The organism is Vibrio sp. 10N.222.55.A1 (genome assembly GCF_041473835.1).
Lineage (GTDB): Bacteria > Pseudomonadota > Gammaproteobacteria > Enterobacterales > Vibrionaceae > Vibrio > Vibrio crassostreae_C.
The window spans coordinates 42664-62382 of sequence record NZ_JBFRSX010000025.1 but is presented as its reverse complement, the minus strand read 5'-3'; the positions used below and the strand labels follow the sequence as shown (position 1 = coordinate 62382).

Below are 19719 nucleotides of genomic sequence, written 5' to 3'. Positions count from 1 at the left end.
TTCAGGTAACAACCACTATCCACACATCCTCCAAGTAAAAATAACAATATCTAACTTGGTTGGTTAAGGAAGCAGGGATGAAAAACGTATTAAACGTATTTAAAGTGCTGTTGCTCATGGCAGTCAGTGCTCAGTTGGCTTTTGCTGGAATAACGGATGAAGCTAGCTTTACCAAGGCGCTAGTTGGTAAGAAAACATCGGATAAAGAATTAGCTATCGATTGGGTGATTGAGACGCAAACAGGAGACGTGTCGAAAGCTATTTTAGATGGCTGGTTAAACGGAAACCTTTACTACTTCAATGAGAAACAGAGCGAGCAGTACAAACAGCTCTACCTCATTCAAAGTATCAAAACAGCGACGTCAGCTCAGTCAGTATGGGATGATTCAACGCTTAATATCGAGAATGCGAGACAGTTTAAAAAGGTTCGTGTGAATAACAAACTTCGCGGGATATTACGCGGGGAAATAGCCTCGATTGGACTGAACAGCGGCAACCCTGATGTGCGTTATAAGGCGGTTTTGGATTTGTTAGGAACCAAAGACGCTGACATTATCGAACGACTAACTGAACTCAGAGCCAATGAATCAGATGGCAAAGTAGCTGAGCTAATGGATTTGTCGTTAGCGATTGCCACTTCTCTTAATAACAGTGCCACCATTGAAGATCGTGTGGCTTCAATTGAACGAGTTGGTGACTTCAAACACTCGGTGGTTCTGAAAACACTGAATCAACTGTTAAACACTGAGCAAGATCCAAGCATTACCGCTGCAGCAGAACGTGCGATGGATAGCTATCAACAAAGCCAAGCACTCTATTCGGGTGTAGAAACCGTATTCTTCGGTTTGAGCTTAGGCTCGGTATTGGTACTGGCAGGCATTGGCTTAGCGATTACCTTTGGTGTGATGGGCGTTATCAACATGGCTCATGGCGAGCTGATCATGATTGGCGCTTACACCACCTACGTATTGCAGTTGTTGATGCCGAATCATATTGGCCTAGCGCTGATACTTTCCATTCCAGCGGCATTCATTGTTTCTGGCTTAGTGGGCATTGCGATTGAGCGAAGTGTGATTCGTCATCTTTATGGTCGCCCATTGGAAACCTTACTCGCGACCTTTGGTATTAGCTTAATCTTGCAGCAGGCTGTTCGCTCGATTTTCTCTCCTTTGAACCGCTCAGTGAGCACACCTGAATGGATGTCTGGCGCACTTCAATTGAACCCAATGTTGTCCCTGACTTACAACCGACTTTATATCATCCTGTTCTGTGGTTTGGTGTTTATGGGCTTATTAATGGTTCTGAAAAAGACACCACTAGGCTTACAGGTTCGTGCGGTTTCTCAAAACCGTGGCATGGCTCGTGCGATGGGTATTCGTTCTGAGCGAGTTGATGCGATGACCTTCGGTTTAGGCGCTGGCGTTGCGGGTGTCGCGGGTGTGGCACTTTCTCAACTGACCAACGTGGGTCCAAATATGGGGCAGGCATACATCATCGACTCATTCATGGTGGTGGTATTTGGCGGGGTTGGCAACCTATGGGGCACGCTAGTCGCTGGCTTAAGCCTTGGTCTTTTCAACAAGATTTTAGAACCATGGGCTGGTGCGGTTCTCGCCAAGATTCTGGTACTGGTTTTCATCATTCTGTTTATTCAAAAACGCCCACGCGGACTCTTCCCGCAACGTGGTCGTGCGGCTGAAGGTTAAGGACAACATCATGCAGTCAAAATCATTTGTACTTTCGGCAATGCGTGGTGACAAAGGTGGCCAACTGACCATCCTTGCCATTCTTGCGGCCGTCATTCTTATCCCACTGGCTAACACCATGTTACCAAGTGGGCACCCGCTTCATGTCGAGACTTTCACTATCTCACTAATGGGCAAATACCTGAGCTACGCAATGTTGGCGTTGGCGCTCGATCTAGTGTGGGGCTATCTCGGAATCTTGAGTCTTGGTCACGGTGCTTTCTTTGCGCTTGGTGGTTATGCGATGGGCATGTACTTGATGCGTCAGATTGGTGACCGTGGGGTTTATGGTGATCCAGTCTTACCAGATTTCATGGTGTTCCTTGATTGGTCTGCGCTGCCGTGGTTTTGGCAGGGCTTTGATCAGTTCTGGTTCGCCTGCTTGATGGTGGTGTTGGTGCCGGGCGCGTTGGCTTACTTGTTTGGTTATCTGGCTTTTCGCTCTCGCGTGTCAGGGGTTTACCTTTCTATCATGACTCAGGCGTTAACTTACGCATTGATGCTGGCATTTTTCCGCAACGAGATGGGCTTTGGTGGTAACAACGGGCTGACGGATTTCAAAGACATCATCGGCCTGAGCTTACAGAGTGATGCGGTCAAGATAGGTCTGTTTGTCGCGACTGGTATTGCGCTTATTCTCAGCTACATCGCGTGTCGCATGGTGGTGACCAGTCGATTAGGTAGTGTGGCACTGGCGATTCGTGATACAGAGTCACGTACTCGCTTTATGGGCTACGACGTCGATGGCATCAAGCTGTGGGTCTTCGTTCTTTCAGCGGTTATTGCTGGTATTGCTGGGGCTTTATATGTCCCTCAAGTTGGCATCATTAACCCGGGAGAATTTGCTCCTCTTAACTCGATTGAGATTGTGGTTTGGGTAGCCTTAGGCGGTCGTGCCACTCTGTTTGGTGCCATTGTCGGTGCATTGATCATCAACTACGCCAAGAGTTGGTTTACGGTTGAGTTCCCGGAGGTGTGGCTGTTTGCTCTGGGTGGACTATTCGTACTCTCAACCATGTACTTCCCACAAGGTGTGATTGGCTTTGTCAGTGAAAAGTGGCAGCAGCTGCGCAAGGCATCAAATGGGAAAAACCAAGATAAAGATAAGGATGATCAGCACAAGGCCAAGGAGGTGATCGCATGACCACATTTAATAGCGTAAAGGAATCGGTTCAGGCGTTCACTCGTCGAGACGAAGTCTTTGATTACCTCAAACCCGATATTCATCCTGCCATCGATACTCGACATAACGTGCTGTTGTATGTCGAAGGCGTCAACAAAAGCTTCGATGGTTTCCAAGCGATAAACGACCTCAACCTCTACATCAAAGAGGGAGAGCTACGCTGTATCATAGGTCCTAATGGCGCAGGTAAAACCACCATGATGGACATTATCACAGGTAAAACTAAGCCAGACACCGGCGAGGTGTGGTTGGGTTCGAACATCAACTTATTGAAGATGAACGAAGCCGAAATCGCCAATGCAGGCGTTGGGCGTAAATTCCAAAAACCGACCGTGATTGAGTGTTTAACTGTGTGGCAGAACCTTGAATTAGCCATGGCCGGTGACCGCTCAGTGTGGGCGACGTTCACCGCTGTGATGTCTGGTGAACAGAAAGACAAATTGACCTCGGTACTTGAGCTGATTCATTTAAAAGACGAAGCGGCGAATTTGGCAGGTAACCTGTCTCACGGACAAAAGCAGTGGTTAGAGATCGGCATGCTATTGATGCAAAACCCTAAGCTGTTGCTGGTGGATGAACCCGTGGCAGGTATGACTCACCAAGAAATGGATCGCACCTCTGAGTTACTTAACTCACTGGCAGGTAAGCACTCGGTTGTGGTCGTTGAACATGATATGGATTTCGTTCGTTCTATCGCCAGCCATGTCACCGTGCTTCATCAAGGTCATGTGTTGGCTGAAGGCACCATGGATCAAGTGCAGGCTCACCCTGAAGTTAAACAAGTTTATCTCGGAGAATAGGATGCTAGAGGTTAAATCAGTTAATCAATATTACGGTGAGAGCCACACGCTGTGGGATTTGGATATGCAGATCCCAGAAGGTAAATGCACGGTGCTAATGGGGCGAAATGGTGTCGGTAAAACCACCTTACTGCAATGCATTATGGGGTTGGTGAAGGTTGAAAGCGGTGACATCTCCTTATCGGGTGAGTCACTTTTGAAAACCGATGCCGAGGACCGTCCACGCCAAGGGATCGGCTATGTACCGCAAGGTCGCCAGATCTTCCCAATGCTCACTGTTCAAGAAAATCTAGAGGTCGGTTTACCGATTCGTAAAAAGGGTGACCGCAAGATCCCTGAATTCATCTTCGATATTTTCCCAGTGTTAAAAGAGATGCTACATCGTCGCGGTGGTGATTTATCGGGTGGCCAGCAGCAACAGCTAGCGATTGGGCGTGCGCTGGTGGTTAATCCAAAGCTATTGATCTTGGATGAGCCGACGGAGGGTATTCAACCCAATATTGTGCAAGAGATTGGCGACATCATTCGCATGCTCAACGAGAAAATGGGGCTCACGGTTCTGTTGGTTGAACAGAAGCTGCCGTTTGCAAGAAAGGTCGGTGACCGTTTTTGCATTATCGACCGTGGACGCCAAGTGGCAGAAGGTGAAATGACAGGGCTCGATGAGTCCTTGATTAAGGAGTACCTAACCGTATGAATTCTCTCTTTTCTCCGAATGAAGTAAGCAAGGCTTCTTTAGTAGAAGCTTTATCTCTGAATGAAACCATCGAACAAGATATTCGAGATGGTTGGCAAGCAAGCCTAAATCTGACTTTTGTCGACCGCGGTGATAAAACCGTATTAAAGAATCGTCAGCAGTCTGGTCCGCTTGCGGTGCAACGCCCCCTGTATCCTGATGGGGAAACGTGTCACACCTACTTACTCCATCCCCCCGGCGGAGTGGTAGGTGGTGACACTCTCAATATTAACGTGAATCTTGAGCACGGTGCTCACGCGTTGATTACCACACCCGGTGCGACCAAGTTTTATCGCTCAAACAACAAGTACGCCAAGCAGAAGCAGACCCTACGAGTGAAGAAAGATGCACGCTTGGAATGGATGCCGCAAGAGAACATCTTTTTCCCGAATGCACACGTTCGTTTAGATACTGAAATTCGCCTAGAAAAGGGTGCACAGTTTTGGGGTTGGGAGATGCACTGTTTTGGACGCCCTGCACAGAATGAGGGATTCGAGCATGGTCATCTCGTTGGGAAAACAGAAATCTATCTTGATAATCAAAGGCTTCTGACTGAAGGCTTTAATTTTCATGGTGGCGATAAGTTAATGATAAATATGGGGTTACTTGATTATTCAATGATGGGAACCTTTTATATCACCTCAAATGAGAAGCAAGATCTAGAGTTGGTACAGAGCTTGCTCATATCTATTACACAGCAAGCTTCACAGCAATCAGTTACATCAAAAACGTCGAGTGAGCCCACATTAATATTGGGTGCTACTCAGATAGAAGGATTGATTGTGGTGCGAGCCTTGGGTAATTGGAGTGAAGATATCCTCCAAGCCTTTGGTCAGATTTGGCAAGCAACTCGCTCTCATTTATGTGGTACGACTCCTGATTTACCAAGGATTTGGGCGACTTAGCGATTAGCCCTTTTTGTACCTAGGGTGACTTCCGACCCTAGGTACATTTTTTCAAGCTTGCTGTGATTGAATCCCACTTACTGCTCATGCGTTTTTGAGCAATAAGAAAACAACACTAACAGCGGGCGGCTAAATGGAATTAACACCAAGAGAAAAAGATAAGCTACTTATCTTCTGCGCAGGAATGCTGGCACAGCAGCGCAAGCAAAAAGGCTTAAAGCTCAACTACCCAGAATCTATCGCACTGATCAGCAGTGCCATTCTCGAAGGTGCCCGCGAGGGTAAAACCGTTTCAGAATTAATGGATTTTGGACGCACACTTCTTACTGTCGATGACGTTATGGAGGGGATCCCTTCCATGATCCCTGATGTACAAGTCGAAGCCACTTTTCCTGATGGCACCAAGCTGGTGACCGTTCATGAACCTATCGTGTAGGGAGAAGTAATATGGCTGGTTCCACAAAACAATACTCAGGATTCGTTCCCGGAAAAGTAGAAACCGCACCGGGTGACATCACTCTCAATGAAGGCCGAGACACAACGTCCGTTAAGGTACAAAACATTGGCGATCGTCCTGTTCAAATTGGCTCTCATTACCACTTCTATGAAGCAAACCCTTCGCTGATCTTTGACCGAGAAGCCACTAAAGGTTTTCGACTCAATATTCCTGCGGGCACCGCAACCCGCTTTGAGCCGGGTCAGTCGCGGAGCGTCGAGTTAGTGCGTTACGCCGGTAAGTTAGAGATCTATGGCTTCCAAGGAAAGGTGATGGGCAAGCTCTAAGCGCTCCCACGGAATAATGAAAATAACAAAGGATTGAACATGGCGACGATATCCAAACAGGCTTATGCCGAAATGTTTGGGCCAACAGTCGGTGACCGAGTGCGTCTTGCTGACACTTATTTATGGCTAGAAGTTGAAAAAGATTACACCGTATACGGCGACGAAGTGAAATTCGGCGGCGGCAAAGTTATCCGTGATGGACAAGGGCAAAGCCAACGTCCAAGTGCCGAAACTCCAGATTTGGTGATCACTAACGCGATTGTGTTGGATTACTGGGGCATCGTAAAAGCCGATGTCGCAGTCAAAGATGGTCGAGTTCAGGCATTGGGCAAAGCGGGCAACCCAGATGTTCAACCGGGCGTTGATATTGTGATTGGCCCGGGCACGGAAATTTTAGCAGGCGAAGGTTCAATCTTGACTGCTGGTGGTATTGATTCACACATTCATTTTATTTGCCCACAACAGATTGAAGAAGCACTGGCGTCAGGTGTGACAACCATGATCGGCGGTGGCACTGGACCAAACACAGGTACTAACGCGACCACATGCACACCGGGGCCTTGGAACATGCACCGCATGCTAGAGTCACTCGATCAATTCCCGATGAACTTTGGTTTGTTAGGCAAAGGCAATGCCAGTCAGCCAGAAGCACTACGTGAGCAAGTAGCGGCAGGCGCGGTGGGTTTGAAGTTACACGAAGACTGGGGAACCACTCCCGCTTCAATCGATACCTGTTTGAGTGTGGCTGACGAGATGGACGTACAAGTTGCGATTCATACCGACACTCTGAATGAATCTGGTTTTGTTGAATCGACACTTGGCGCAATCGGCGACCGCGTGATTCATACCTATCACACCGAAGGTGCGGGCGGTGGTCATGCTCCCGATATTATTCGTGCTGCAGGTGAGCCGAATGTTTTGCCTTCCTCAACCAATCCAACACGCCCTTACACCATCAATACCGTCGATGAGCACTTAGACATGTTGATGGTCTGTCATCACTTGTCACCATCGATTGCTGAAGATGTCGCGTTCGCAGAGTCACGTATCCGCCGTGAAACCATTGCCGCAGAAGACATTCTTCATGACTTAGGTGCCTTTTCGATGATCGCTTCGGACTCACAAGCAATGGGACGTGTAGGCGAGGTGATCAGTCGAACTTGGCAAACTGCGCACAAGATGAAAGTTCAGCGCGGCAGCCTAAAAGAAGATTCAGACTACAGCGATAACTTCCGATTAAGACGCTATGTCGCTAAGTACACCATCAACCCAGCGATCACTCATGGTATGTCTCATGAAATCGGTTCTATCGAAGCAGGGAAATTAGCAGACTTAGTGTTGTGGAAGCCCGCTTTCTTTGGTGTGAAACCTAGTGTGATTTTGAAAGGCGGCATGATCGCCATGGCGCCGATGGGTGACCCAAATGCTTCAATCCCAACACCTCAGCCAGTCCATTACCGTTCAATGTTTGGTAGCTACGGCAAGGCATGTCAAAACACATCAATGTTGTTTGTTTCTAAGGAAGCCAAGGCGCAGAACATTGATAAGCAATTGGGTTTGCAGAGCTTGATTGGTGTTGTGAGCAACTGCCGAAATATCAGCAAAGCCGACATGAAGCTCAACGATTGGATGCCAAAAATTGAGGTCGACTCTCAGACGTATCAAGTACGCGCCGATGGTGAATTGCTAACTTGTGAGCCTGCTGAAGAACTACCAATGGCACAACGGTATTTTCTATTTTAAGAGCTCGGCTGAAGGCTTTTATTTTAGCGCTGAGCTGAAGGCTCTTGTTCTAGCTCTTAGCTAAGGGCTTTTAGGCTGAAGGCTCCTAATTTAAACGTTATAAATCTCACAAGGAGATTGAGGTAATAGCATGATTGAACTGACTCAACTGAATACTCAAATACAAAATGCACCGGACGGCTACTTAAGCCTGCCGATCGATAGCCGCATTAAGAGCCGTCTTAAGGTGATGCTCGATGACGGGCGCAATGCCGGACTGTTTCTACCACGAGGTCATATCTTGCGTGGTGGCGAACAACTCTCAAGTAAATGCGGTTTAGTCGTAGAAGTGAAAGCGGCACCAGAAACCGTTTCGACTGTTTACTGTGAAGACTTGCTCCTGTTAACGCGAGTGGCGTATCACCTTGGTAACCGTCATGTTCCGCTGCAAGTGGAAGCGGGTTGGGTTCGTTATCAACACGACCATGTTTTAGATGAAATGGTTGAAGGCTTAGGCGCGAAAGTGACCACTGAGAAACAACCGTTTGAACCAGAAGGCGGTGCTTATGGCGGTCGCTCTGGTGGACATCATCACCATCATTAATCGAGTCATTGATGACTCACTAAACGATTTATATAACAACGATATTAATAACAATAATACCAATCACAGTAAGTAAGTGATCAACAATAGCGCAGAAAAAAGGCTTGAGAACAAGGCATAATTTTTCGATAAGTAGTTATTCTACAATCAAAAATTATAACGCAGTTATCGAGCATTTTAGCAAGCTAGGGTGAGCAATTATTTACTACGATTGGTATAAAGCAAGGAACTCGCGATGAACTTTAAAACAGCTGCAGGCTTATGCACTTTCACAATAGCTTCTCTAACAACATCAACGATGGCTTTCGCTCACCCAGGACATGGGGCGCATTCAGTTCATGAGTCTCACTCGTTTATGTCTGGCTTAACTCACCCTGTGACTGGCATGGATCATCTGATCATGCTGATCGCTTTCGGTTTATTAATTGGCGCACTGTCATTTTCCACCAAGACAAAAGCAGCTCTGATTGGCGGTGGATTGGTGTCTTTAGTGGTAGGGCTTATCGCAGGCCAAGCCCTAGGTTTCTCTGTGATTGTTGAGCCTGCCATTATCGCTTCTCTGTTTGTCGTCAGCTTATGTTTATGGCATGTATTCTCACCATCAACCAAGCGTGTAAACAGCGTATTAGTTGCTTCGATTGCTATGTTGTTTTTCCATGGTTACGCACACGGCGTTGAAGCCGCGAGCAACCTGACTCAGTTCGCAACAGGCATGAGTATCAGTGCTTTGGCTCTGATGGTTATCGGTACTTTTGTTGGTCGCGCGGTTTACTCTAAATGGTTGTCAGTCGGCGTGGCTTCAGCAAGCGCACTATTGCTGTTAGGCGCGTAGGCTCTCGAACTTATTTGATTCTGGAAGACTGAGGGCACGATTATGACCACAACAGAAAATGTAGCCGTCTATCGTCTGTTTCAATTGATCAGTCCATCGTTGCCGATTGGTGGGTTCACTTATTCGCAAGGCTTAGAGTTAGCGGTTGAAGCGGGGTGGGTGACCGATCGCAACAGCATGGAACAGTGGCTTAATACCATCGTCAGTTCCAGTGTCGCAACTTTGGAATTACCTATCTTAGAGCGTCTTTATCACGCGCTAGAAAAGGGTGAAATCGATGAGATTGAGCATTGGTGTAACTACTTATACTCAAGCCGTGAAACCAGTGAATTGCGAGCGGAAGAAAAGCAGCGTGGGCATGCATTGAACACCTTGTTGAAGCGCTTGGATATCGATATTTCGCTGGTGGATTCTGTTGATAGTCATCCAAACCAATTGTTGGGCATGTGTATGGCGGCTCAGCATTGGGGTATTGATTTAGAGAGCCTCAAGCAGGGTTATTTATGGAGTTGGCTTGAAAACATCGTTACCGCAGGGGTCAAGTTAGTGCCTTTAGGTCAAACCGATGGTCAGTTGGCATTGATTAATATCACCAACACCTTTCCTGAGGTGATCGAAAAGGCCCGCACGATAGAAGATTGGATGATAGGCAGCTTTTCGCCTTCGATGGCATTAGCGAGTTCATTGCACGAAACACAATACACACGACTATTTCGTTCGTAGCGGTTAGCGCGAACGATGTAGCAAAAAGAATATAAGGAAGTAGACAATGGAAAGTTATAAGCAACCACTTCGAATTGGTATTGGCGGCCCGGTAGGGTCTGGTAAAACAGCGCTATTAGAAGTGCTTTGTAAAGCGATTCGCGACAAGCTCAATATCGCAGTGGTAACCAACGACATCTACACTCAAGAAGATGCCAAGATACTTACGCGAGCAGAGGCTCTAGAACCAGATCGTATTATTGGTGTTGAAACGGGTGGCTGTCCGCACACGGCGATCCGTGAAGATGCGTCGATGAACTTAGCTGCGGTAGAAGAGCTTGCCAAGCTGCATAAGAACCTCGATGTGGTATTCGTCGAAAGTGGCGGTGATAACTTGAGTGCGACGTTCAGCCCTGAATTAGCCGATCTTACCATCTACGTGATTGATGTAGCGGAAGGGGAGAAGATCCCACGTAAAGGCGGACCGGGTATTACGCGTTCTGATCTGCTGGTTATCAATAAGATCGATTTAGCACCATATGTGGGTGCGTCACTTGAGGTGATGGAGCAAGACACACAACGCATGCGTCCAACCAAGCCATACGTGTTCACCAACCTCAAAGAGAGCCAAGGGCTAGACTTCATCATCAACTTTATTGTGACTGAAGGGATGCTAACCATGAAGGAGCCTTCTACTACTGAGTAGGGTTGGAATAGGTTAGTTTTTTGAAAGCGTTAGATACTAAAAAGCCCTGTCGATTATCGATAGGGCTTTCTGGTTTGAAACGTTAGGTCGAACTTAAAGCTCGCTCTTAGTCACTCTTGTGGTCACTTGCGACTCAATCACACCGTCTTCAACTTGAGTGGTGATCACTTCACCGACTTCGACATCGTTAATCGATGATACCGTCTTGCTCGATTCTGAATGAGTAATGCTGTAGCCACGCTTTAGGGTTGCCAGTGGACTAACGGTCTCTAACTTCTCTGCAGCCATAGCGAGCTGGTGGCGAGTGGTTAGTAATGTCTTGTCCATTGCATCCAATAGCTTTTGCTCTGAACGTTGCAGATGCAGTTTCTGTTCGCCAAGGCGTTTCACTGGCGAGTTCAATTGAAGCTGGTGCTGTTTACGTTCAACACGCTGTGCATGCTGTTTTAGGTATTGAGTCATACCACGACGCAAACGCATATCTAGGTCATCAAGCTGCTGACTCTGCTTTTGAAGTTGGTAGCTAGGGTGTTGCTTCTCTAAGCGGTATTTCAACGTTTGAGTTGATTGCGCCTGTTTGATTAACACATGACGAATCGCACTGACTAAGCGAGCACGTTTAGACGCGAAAGCTTGTTCTTTATGACTGTTATCACGGCTAACCAATTCTGCGGCAGCTGATGGCGTTGGGGCACGCATATCGGCAACGAAATCAGCGATAGTGACATCCACTTCGTGGCCAACGGCGCTGATAATCGGGATTTGGCTTGCTGCGATTGTGCGAGCTACGATCTCGTTATTGAAGCACCATAGGTCTTCCAGTGAGCCGCCACCACGGCCGACGATTAACACATCACATTCATTGCGTTCGTTAGCGCGTCCAATCGCTTGGGCAATCTGAATCGCCGCCTCTTCGCCTTGAACCATGGTCGGGTAAACCACAACCGGTAGCGAAGGATCGCGCCTTTTTAGTACATCAAGAATATCAAACAGCGCTGCACCGGTTTTAGATGTGATAACGCCAACACGTTTTGGGTGTTCAGGAAGAGCTTGCTTACTTGATTGAGCAAACAGTCCTTCTGCGGCAAGGTTCATCTTCAGCTTTTCAAATTCTTGCTGAAGTTTACCGTCACCCTCTGGCTGCATGCTTTCGATGATCAGTTGGTAGTCACCGCGTGGCTCGTAAAGAGATAGGCGAGCTTTGACTAAAACTTGATTGCCGTTCTGAGGCTTAAAGGTCACACGGCGGTTATTGCCACGAAACATGGCGCATTTAACTTGAGCGCGAGAGTCTTTTAGCGTGAGGTACCAGTGACCAGAGACAGGTGCAGAGAAGTTTGAGATTTCACCAACGAGCCAGACTATTCCCATTTCGTTTTCTAATAGGAGACGAACCTCTGAGTTGAGGCGAGAAACAGTAAAGATGTTTGGATTAGTCATAGAAGCACTATCTTTCCTTGAAGGAAGGTCTTTCTTGGAATCTCACAGGGCGTGAGTATGGAAGATAGCGGCAATATAATACATAGCAAGGGGGTAAATGCAAATTAAAAATACAAAAATGTGTAGCCAAGCGATTTCGCCGTGCGTATAATCCGTCTGCAATATCAAATCCAAATCACTTTATTATGCGAAACGATAAAGTTGGGTTTACTCCTTTTAACACCTTTGTTGTGAGATATTGCAAATGCTACGAATCGCAAAAGAAGCTTTAACTTTTGATGACGTTTTACTCGTCCCAGCACACTCAACCGTTCTTCCGAACACAGCTGATCTTCGCACTCAGTTAACGAAAAACATTTCTTTAAACATCCCAATGATCTCTGCATCGATGGATACTGTTACGGAAGCACGCCTAGCAATTGCCCTTGCGCAAGAAGGTGGTATTGGCTTTATTCATAAGAATATGTCAATCGAGCAGCAAGCTGAAATGGTTCGCCAGGTTAAAATTTACGAAGCTGGTGTGGTTTCTCACCCAGTAACTGTAAGCCCTGACGCGACAATCGCTGATGTTGTAGCCCTTACTCAAAAACACGGCTTCGCCGGTTTCCCTGTTGTTACTGAAACAAACGAATTGGTTGGTATCATTACTGGCCGTGACGTTCGCTTTGTTACTGACCTTTCTAAGAAAGTTGATGTAGTAATGACGCCTAAAGCTCGCCTTGCTTCTGTTAAAGAAGGTGCAACTCGTGAAGAAGTTCAAGAGAAAATGCACGAAGCGCGTGTTGAAAAAGTTCTTGTTGTAAATGATGACTTCCAACTGACTGGAATGATCACTGCAAAAGATTTCCACAAAGCAGAACGTAAACCAAACGCATGTAAAGATGAGCGCGGCAGCCTACGTGTAGGTGCAGCTGTTGGTGCTGGTGCTGGTAACGAAGAGCGTGTTGCTGCTCTAGTTGAAGCTGGCGTAGACGTTCTACTTATCGACTCTTCACACGGTCACTCTGAAGGCGTACTTAACCGTATCCGCGAAACTCGCGCTGCATACCCTGATCTACAAATCATCGGTGGTAACGTAGCAACTGGTGCTGGCGCACGTGCTCTTATCGAAGCGGGTGTTAGTGCAGTTAAAGTTGGTATCGGCCCAGGTTCAATCTGTACGACTCGTATCGTTACTGGTGTTGGTGTTCCTCAAGTAACAGCAATCGCAGACGCAGCGGAAGTTGCAAACGAATACGGTATTCCAGTAATCGCAGATGGCGGTATCCGCTTCTCTGGCGATATCTGTAAAGCTATCGTTGCTGGCGCATCTTGTGTGATGGTTGGTTCAATGTTCGCTGGTACTGAAGAAGCACCGGGTGAAGTTATCCTTTACAACGGTCGTTCTTACAAGTCTTACCGTGGTATGGGTTCTCTTGGCGCTATGTCTCAAGGCTCTTCTGACCGTTACTTCCAATCTGACAACGCTGCAGACAAGCTTGTTCCAGAAGGTATTGAAGGTCGTATCGCATACAAAGGTCGTCTAAAAGAGATCGTTCACCAACAGATGGGCGGTCTACGCTCAAGCATGGGCCTAACGGGTTCTGCAACTGTTGAAGACATGCGTACTAAAGCTGAGTTTGTTCGTATCTCTGGTGCGGGCATGAAAGAATCTCACGTACACGATGTTCAAATCACGAAAGAAGCACCTAACTACCGTTTAGGTTAATAATACGTCCAAACGTTTGAATAATGTGCTGATTTAGTCGGCACATTAATATACCAATCGTAGTAAATAACTGGTCATCCTAGCTTGTTAAAAACCTCGATAACTTCGTTAGAATTTTTGATTGTAGAATAACTACTTATCAGAAAATCCTGCCTCGTTCTCAGGCTTTTTTCCTACGCTATTCCTGAACACTTACTTACTGTGATTGGTATTATATCTACCGCCTGTTTTGTTAAAAGTCCGATTTTCTCAAAACACGTGGTTAAAGATATCTAACGAAAACGTTTGCTTTATTTCTTGAAGAGTTAATCAGAGGTGAGTAAACTCGCCTCCGTTTTATCACATAGCCAATAAGACTGCTTACAATGACTAAAAATATTCATGACCAACGTATTCTAATTCTGGACTTCGGTTCTCAATACACACAGCTAGTAGCTCGTCGTATTCGTGAGATCGGTGTTTACTGTGAACTTTGGAGCTGGGACGTAGAAGAAGCGGATATTCGTGAATTCAATCCAGACGGTATCATCCTATCTGGTGGCCCTGAAAGTGTAACGGAAGAGAACTCTCCACGTGCACCTCAGTACGTATTTGATTCAGGTGTTCCTGTATTCGGTATCTGCTACGGCATGCAAACTATGGCTGAGCAACTTGGCGGTAAAGTAGCAACGTCTACTGAACGCGAGTTCGGCTACGCTGCTGTACAAGTAACTGGTGAATCTGCACTTTTCGCAGACCTTGAGTCTACTCAAGATGTTTGGATGAGCCACGGCGACAAAGTAGTTGAGATTCCAGCTGATTTCACAAAGATCGCTGAAACAGACACTTGCCCATACGCTGCAATGGCAAACGAAGAGAAGAAGTACTTCGGTGTTCAATTCCACCCAGAAGTAACACACACTAAAAACGGCCTGAAAATGCTTGAGAACTTCGTTCTTAACGTATGTGGTTGTGAAGGTCTGTGGACTTCAGCTTCAATCATTGAAGATGCAGTTGCACGTATTAAAGAACAAGTAGGTGACGACGAAGTTATCCTTGGTCTTTCTGGTGGTGTTGATTCATCTGTAGTTGCGATGCTTGCTCACCGAGCTATCGGCGACAAACTAACATGTGTATTTGTTGATAACGGCCTTCTTCGTTTAAACGAAGGTGAGCAGGTTATGGAGATGTTCGGCAACAAGTTTGGCCTAAACATCATCAAAGTAGATGCTGAGCAACGTTTCCTTGATGCTCTTGAAGGCGAAGCTGAACCAGAAGCTAAGCGTAAGATCATTGGTCACGTATTCGTAGATATCTTCGATGAAGAGTCTAAGAAACTGAAGAATGCTAAATGGCTTGCTCAGGGTACTATCTACCCAGACGTAATCGAGTCTGCTGCATCTAAGACAGGTAAAGCACACGTAATCAAATCTCACCACAACGTTGGTGGTCTTCCTGATGATATGGAAATGGGCCTTGTTGAGCCTCTACGTGAGCTGTTTAAAGATGAAGTACGTAAGATCGGTCTAGAGCTTGGTCTTCCATACAACATGCTTTACCGCCACCCATTCCCGGGTCCAGGTCTAGGTGTTCGTGTACTTGGCGAAGTGAAGAAAGAGTACTGTGATCTACTGCGTCGCGCAGATGCGATCTTCATTGAAGAGCTTCACGCTGCTGACCTTTACCACAAAGTATCTCAAGCATTCACGGTATTCCTACCAGTACGTTCAGTTGGCGTAATGGGCGATGGCCGTAAGTACGATTGGGTTGTATCTCTACGTGCCGTAGAAACTATCGACTTCATGACTGCTCACTGGGCACACCTACCATACGACTTCCTAGGTAAGGTTTCTAACCGTATTATCAACGAAGTTAACGGCATTTCACGTGTTGTTTACGATATTTCTGGTAAGCCACCAGCAACTATCGAGTGGGAATAATCTCTTAGAGATTTAACCAGCTTTGATTAAGATCTTAAGCCTCGAACTCAGTTCGGGGCTTTTTTCTTTTCGATTGATTATATTGATTCATTACATTAAAGGCTTATGAGCAATACCTCGAAATCAAATGAACAATAACTAGAAACCAAATGAGTTGGAAACTAGATATCAGCTCAAGAAACCATGAGACGCTTTGTTGTGCTGAGCCATGTATCAAAAAGATCACTCACACTTTTTATAAATTCACACAGCTACAGCTAGGCCATTCCACATGTGAAGCATACTCTTTGATGGACTTATTAAGGACAGATAAGAGAATCCATCATGTTAAAAATCAAATATTTGGCGACAGTACTGGGCTGCACTTTAGCAGCGCAAAGTCATGCGTCTTTGAACATTCAACCTGATCCGCAAAATCCGAATGGTTACCTTGTTGAAAAGTCGGCTCTACAAGCTGCTGAACAAGCGAAAACATCCGATCCTATGTATGCGATCTGGTCACAGGCCCTTCAAACTCGCCCGAATACAATCGTTGAAGCGATTGAACCCGGTTCCCCCTCCAACCCTGAAAACGTAAAGCGTGTAGAGCGCGTGTTCCCTCAATCGGAATGGAACTTCCTCACTCAGATGGCAGCGCCAGAATACACCTACACTCGCTTCTTACGTGCAATTGGCAAATTCCCAGCCTTCTGTGGAGAGTACACCGATGGCCGTGATTCTGATGCTATCTGTAAAAAATCCATCATCACGGCCTTTGCTCACTTTTCACAAGAGACGGGTGGGCATATCGCGATAGACAACACCTCTGATAATCCATTAGCTCTAGAAGAGTGGCAGCAAGCGCTGGTGCATGTTCGCGAAATGGGTTGGTCTGAAGGCCAAGAAGGTTACACCACCGGTTGTGGTCAGAACGATTGGCAGAATGCCCGTTGGCCATGTGCTGCGGGACAGGGCTACTTCGGACGTGGTGCTAAACAGCTTTCTTACCATTTTAATTATGGCGCGTTCTCTGAAGTGATGTTTGATGGTGACGCGACGGTGCTTCTCAACAATCCGGGCTTAGTGGCGGACTCTTGGTTGAACTTAGCTTCTGCTATTTGGTTTTTCCTTACCCCTCAAGCACCTAAACCAGCTATGCTGCATGTCATCGACCGCACTTGGACGCCATCTCAACGCGAATTGGATGCGGGTATTGGTTATGGCTTTGGTACCACAATCAACGTGATCAATGGTGGTATTGAATGTGGCGAGCAGAACAAAGACAAAGGCCAACCCGTTAACCGTATTCGTTATTGGGAAGGGTTAGCAGCGCACTATGAAATTCCGGTAGAAGCGGATGAAGCCAATACTTGTTGGCAGCAAACGCCTTACGGAAGCTTAAACCTCAACGGAGCAACGGATGTGTTGTACACCAACTGGGATGGTAACTGGAAATACTACGCAGACCGCCCAGAAGGTTACTCGTTTGAGTGTGAGCTTGTTGGTTTCCAAACGGCTTATTCCGCACTGGTGGCTGGTGATTACGAGAAGTGTGTGACCAACTTCTATGGTTCTCATGCGAGTTGGCCTGAAGTGAAAGTTGTCGATAAGCTGGATCCGGTAGATCCTGGTACTGATCCGGGTGGTAATGGTTGGAGTGCGACCAAGGTTTACAACGCGGGTGACCAAGTGACGCATAACGGCGCAACCTATGAAGCGAAATGGTGGACACAAGGGGATGACCCTGCCAATGGTGGCCCTTGGAAACTAGTAGCGGGCGAGCCAACACCACCAGTTGTGACAGATCCAACGCCTGTTGATCCTGCCCCTGTCGATCCAGAACCAGTAGACCCTGCACCCGTTGAACCACCTGTGACAGAACCGCCAGTGGTTGTCGATCCATCTGAATTTATTACGTGGCAAGCCGGTGTTAGCCAAGTGAGTAATGGCGATAAAGTGACGCATAACGGCAAGTGCTTCGTGGCTAAAAACGGCCCGGGCGTATGGGAAAGCCCAGTTCAATCGAATTGGTTCTGGGATGAAATTAGTTGTAATTGATCGTCTGAATACTGAAAAGCGGTCTAACCGACGAGTTCAGTAGTACGATCATAATGATATAAATAATCAAAAGCCGAAAGTGTCTACTTTCGGCTTTTTTTCGTTTCGAACTTGGCTATCTAAGGAGGGCTATTGGTCTATTTGGCTATGTTGAAGCGCATTTAAAGACTAATTATCCAGTTAGAGGATAAAGTTCTGTACAAACGATGAGTGTGAATTTATATTCAAATTTAAATTATATTTATTCTTTTTTGTTTTAGGGTTAAGGTGTACCTATGGAACAGACAGATATCACGTCACTCATCCCCATTGTGATTACTTTGGTGTTGTCGTTGGCGACAAGGAATGTGGTGATTGGCCTTTTTGCTGGCGTGCTGAGTGGTGTTGCGATGCTGACTGGCATGTTTAGCGAACTTAACCCGCTTGATACGTTTGGTACCATGGTTAAAGGTTACCTAGTCCCTCAGCTTACAGATAGCTACAACGCTGGCGTGATCATGCTGTTGGTGTTCATCGGTGGTTTTGTCGCTTTGATGGAAAAGTCGGGTGGTGGTGTTGCGTTTGCTAAGCGTGTGACTCAGTGGGTAAGCAACAAGTGCCAAGCTCAATTGTCTGCGTGGTTTGGAGGAATCGTGATATTTTTCTCTGACTTAGGTACTCCGTTGATTGTTGGTCCTGTCTTTCGCCCTCTTTTCGATAAACTGAAACTTTCTAGACAGAAGTTGGCATTCATCATCGACTCTACATCATCACCCGTCGCGATCCTTATCCCTTTTATCGGGTGGGGCGTGTATATCATGAGCCTGATTCAAAAAGAGTTTACGGCGTTGAATGTCAATATGTCTGATTGGGATGCGTTCATCGGTGCGATTCCTTTTCAGTTCTACGCATTCCTCGCGATTTTCATCGTTCCGCTCGTGTCCGTTAAAGGTTTAGATTTTGGGCCAATGGCAAAAGCTGAGCGTGATTGCCAGGCGGGAATTAACTCTGGCGTGAATAACGAATCACTAAATCCGTTCTCGCATAAAAATGCAAAGGCATCTTTTGTCTGGGCACCATTGTTAGTGATGCTGGTGGTGTTGTGTGCCATGCTGGTACCACAAGGTTTCCCATTCCAAAAGGTCGCAGGTTCATCGTTCAGAGCTGCTTTATCATCGGCTTACTTCTTTGCGGCGATTACCTTAATCTCGCTAATGGCTTACTACGGTGTAAGAAAGCTTTCAGATGGTGTTTCTGTGTACTTAAAAGGTATGGGAAACATGATGCCAGTCGCGATCATCTTGGTACTGGCTTGGGCATTAAGCACCGTTGGTAAAGAGTTGGGTGCAGCGGCTTATATTGCTGAGCAAGCACAGAGCGGCTTTCCATATTGGTTAGTACCTGCGGTCGCGTTTTTATTATCGGCTATCATTTCATTCGCAACGGGATCGTCGTGGGGAACCTTCGCGATAATGATGCCATTGGTTATTCCAACCGCGATTGCGATAGATGCTCCGCTTCTCGTCGCAATTGGCGCTGTGTTGTCTGGTGGCTTGTTTGGTGACCATTGCTCACCGATTTCTGAAACCACGATTCTTTCTTCAACCGGGGCAGGGTGTGATCAGTTTGAACACTTTAAGACGCAGCTTCCTTACGCATTGATGAACGGCTCTATTGCTCTGATTAGTTTTGTAGTCGCAGGCTTTACGGGAAGTGCATTGGTTGTGTTAGGCGCTCTTGTTGCTCAGTTGATTGTCGTGACGTTGTTAGCCAAGCGCGATGCGAGTAAAAACGCTTCTTCAGACGTTCAATCTCAAGTGTCTGAGTCTAAAGCTCAACAAGCATAATTTAAGATAACAGGTGAGTGAGTAGATACGGGATGCGAGTAAACGAGTAACGAAAAGCTCGCTCTCTTGTT

At 46.6% G+C, this 19719-nt stretch carries 17 protein-coding genes; 16 read left to right on the top strand and 1 reads right to left on the bottom strand.

Annotated elements, in window-relative coordinates:
• Positions 1–77 precede the first annotated feature (77 nt).
• From urtB to ureG, 12 genes are all read left to right on the top strand, one after another.
• Positions 78–1706 carry an urea ABC transporter permease subunit UrtB gene (urtB, locus tag AB4493_RS08010; RefSeq protein WP_372154804.1) on the top strand — a complete coding sequence of 543 codons (1629 nt, stop codon included), beginning with the start codon at positions 78–80 and terminating at the stop codon, positions 1704–1706.
• Between the two features lie 10 nt (positions 1707–1716).
• Positions 1717–2889 (top strand): urea ABC transporter permease subunit UrtC, encoded by a 1173-nt coding sequence (gene urtC / locus AB4493_RS08005; protein ID WP_017071842.1) that lies wholly within the window; start codon positions 1717–1719, stop codon positions 2887–2889.
• A complete protein-coding gene (gene urtD, locus AB4493_RS08000) occupies positions 2886–3728 on the top strand; it encodes an urea ABC transporter ATP-binding protein UrtD (protein ID WP_017062506.1) in 843 nt (280 codons plus the stop codon). Before urtC ends, urtD begins: the two co-directional genes overlap by 4 nt.
• A gap of 1 nt (position 3729) precedes the next feature.
• Positions 3730–4425, top strand: coding sequence for an urea ABC transporter ATP-binding subunit UrtE (gene urtE / locus AB4493_RS07995; RefSeq protein WP_017062505.1), 696 nt, complete (start codon positions 3730–3732; stop codon positions 4423–4425).
• A complete protein-coding gene (locus tag AB4493_RS07990; RefSeq protein ID WP_017062504.1) occupies positions 4422–5369 on the top strand; it encodes an urease accessory protein UreD in 948 nt (315 codons plus the stop codon). Before urtE ends, AB4493_RS07990 begins: the two co-directional genes overlap by 4 nt.
• A gap of 133 nt (positions 5370–5502) precedes the next feature.
• Positions 5503–5805, top strand: a complete 303-nt coding sequence (gene ureA / locus AB4493_RS07985; RefSeq protein WP_004735119.1) for an urease subunit gamma — start codon at positions 5503–5505, stop codon at positions 5803–5805.
• Between the two features lie 11 nt (positions 5806–5816).
• Positions 5817–6152: an urease subunit beta gene (locus AB4493_RS07980; protein WP_004735120.1), complete on the top strand. Its 336-nt coding sequence runs from the start codon at positions 5817–5819 to the stop codon at positions 6150–6152.
• Between the two features lie 39 nt (positions 6153–6191).
• Positions 6192–7895 (top strand): urease subunit alpha, encoded by a 1704-nt coding sequence (gene ureC, locus AB4493_RS07975; RefSeq protein WP_372154802.1) that lies wholly within the window; start codon positions 6192–6194, stop codon positions 7893–7895.
• A 130-nt stretch (positions 7896–8025) separates the two neighbouring features.
• A complete protein-coding gene (ureE, locus tag AB4493_RS07970) occupies positions 8026–8478 on the top strand; it encodes an urease accessory protein UreE (protein ID WP_017062501.1) in 453 nt (150 codons plus the stop codon).
• Between the two features lie 235 nt (positions 8479–8713).
• Positions 8714–9310, top strand: a complete 597-nt coding sequence (locus AB4493_RS07965; RefSeq protein WP_017079882.1) for a HupE/UreJ family protein — start codon at positions 8714–8716, stop codon at positions 9308–9310.
• A 42-nt stretch (positions 9311–9352) separates the two neighbouring features.
• The gene (locus AB4493_RS07960) at positions 9353–10033 is read left to right on the top strand and encodes an urease accessory protein UreF (RefSeq protein ID WP_065584651.1); all 681 of its coding nucleotides are present in this window, start codon (positions 9353–9355) and stop codon (positions 10031–10033) included.
• 46 nt (positions 10034–10079) lie between these two features.
• Complete coding sequence (gene ureG, locus AB4493_RS07955) at positions 10080–10718, top strand: urease accessory protein UreG (protein ID WP_017062498.1); 639 nt, start codon at positions 10080–10082, stop codon at positions 10716–10718.
• Positions 10719–10811: 93 nt separating this feature from the next.
• Here the strand turns inward: ureG and xseA are convergent, their stop codons facing one another.
• A complete protein-coding gene (gene xseA, locus AB4493_RS07950; protein WP_065584650.1) occupies positions 10812–12158 on the bottom strand; it encodes an exodeoxyribonuclease VII large subunit in 1347 nt (448 codons plus the stop codon).
• A 244-nt stretch (positions 12159–12402) separates the two neighbouring features.
• Between xseA and guaB the strand changes: the two genes are divergently transcribed.
• The 4 genes from guaB (at position 12403) to AB4493_RS07930 (ending at position 19648) form a co-directional block, all read left to right on the top strand.
• Positions 12403–13866 carry an IMP dehydrogenase gene (gene guaB / locus AB4493_RS07945; protein ID WP_017062496.1) on the top strand — a complete coding sequence of 488 codons (1464 nt, stop codon included), beginning with the start codon at positions 12403–12405 and terminating at the stop codon, positions 13864–13866.
• A 365-nt stretch (positions 13867–14231) separates the two neighbouring features.
• Entirely contained in the window at positions 14232–15785 is a 1554-nt protein-coding gene (guaA, locus tag AB4493_RS07940) for a glutamine-hydrolyzing GMP synthase (protein ID WP_017066418.1), read from the top strand.
• Positions 15786–16109: 324 nt separating this feature from the next.
• Positions 16110–17822, top strand: coding sequence for a glycoside hydrolase family 19 protein (locus AB4493_RS07935; RefSeq protein ID WP_372147212.1), 1713 nt, complete (start codon positions 16110–16112; stop codon positions 17820–17822).
• 275 nt (positions 17823–18097) lie between these two features.
• On the top strand, positions 18098–19648 hold the full coding sequence (locus tag AB4493_RS07930) for a Na+/H+ antiporter NhaC family protein (RefSeq protein ID WP_372055847.1): 1551 nt from the start codon (positions 18098–18100) through the stop codon (positions 19646–19648).
• Positions 19649–19719: the final 71 nt, after the last annotated feature.